Annotated in this window: 1 protein-coding gene; it reads left to right on the top strand. The window is 54.7% G+C overall.

Features of this window, described 5'->3' with window-relative positions; all coding sequences use genetic code 11:
• Positions 1-1,114: PAS domain S-box protein (locus CW742_RS14530; RefSeq protein ID WP_292421610.1), on the top strand; the 1,114-nt coding region annotated here is incomplete at both ends.

Below are 1,114 nucleotides of genomic sequence, written 5' to 3'. Positions count from 1 at the left end.
GATTGAGGATTTCACCAGGTTACGCAGGGACCCGGCCGGAAAGATCACCCATGACCAGGGAATCGTTCTTGATATCACCGGGAGGAAACGCGCGGAGGACCGCCTGAACTACCGGCTCGAACTCGAAAAACTCATCTCGACAATATCGGCAAGCTTCATCAACCTCGAGCATGGGGACATAGACCCTGTCATTACCATGACCTTACAATCCATCGGCACCCTGACCGGGGTGGATCGTTCCTATATCTTTCTGTTTGCCGAAAATGGCACCCTCATGCATAACACCCATGAATGGTGTGCAGAGGGGATTATACCGCAGCTGGAGAAAAATCAGGGGGTGCGTTCAGACCTGTTTCCGTGGTGGATGGAAAGGCTCAGCAGGTATGAGGCCATCCACATCCCGAGGGTTACCGGCCTGCCCCCGGAAGCAGGTGCGGAGAGAGAGATCCTTCAGGCGCGGGGTGTCCGGTCGATCATTGCTGTCCCGCTGGTGTATGGGGGAACGCTGACCGGTTTTCTGGGATTTGAATCGGTCCGGCAGGAAAAAACCTGGGCCGAAGAAGACATCGGCCTGCTGAGAACAACCGGCGAGATTCTTTCAAATGCTATTGAACACCGGAAAACCGAAAAGGCGCTGGCAGCGAGCGAGGAGAAATTCCGGGGCGTTGCCGAACGCAGTTCTGATATCATACAACTTACCGACCGGATGGGCCGGATAACGTACGTCTCGCCATCAATACGCAGAGTTTTCGGGTTTGACCCGGAAGAAGTCATCGGGTCCCCACCGGAAGAGCTGGTACATCCCGATGATATCGGGTCCGTGCTCGAACTCATCAGGGAGACTATGACAGGGACCGGCGGGATCAAGGGAATTGAGACCCGGGTCAGGAAAAAAGGCGGCGGCTATGCCATTCTTGAGGTGTTCGTATCTCCCGTCATAAAGGATGGCATCTTCTCCGGCCTGCAGGTGATGGCGAGGGACATCACGGAACGGAGAAGAGCGGAAGAGGAGATCTCGTCTCTGAAAAAGCAGATCGAGTATGTGCTTGGCGCAACAAACACCGGGCTTGATATCATCGACAGGGATTTCAATATCCGGTATATCGATCCGGAA

It is taken from the genome of Methanoregula sp. (assembly GCF_002835825.1).
GTDB lineage: Archaea > Halobacteriota > Methanomicrobia > Methanomicrobiales > Methanospirillaceae > Methanoregula.
This window is presented reverse-complemented; position numbering and strand designations above follow the sequence as displayed.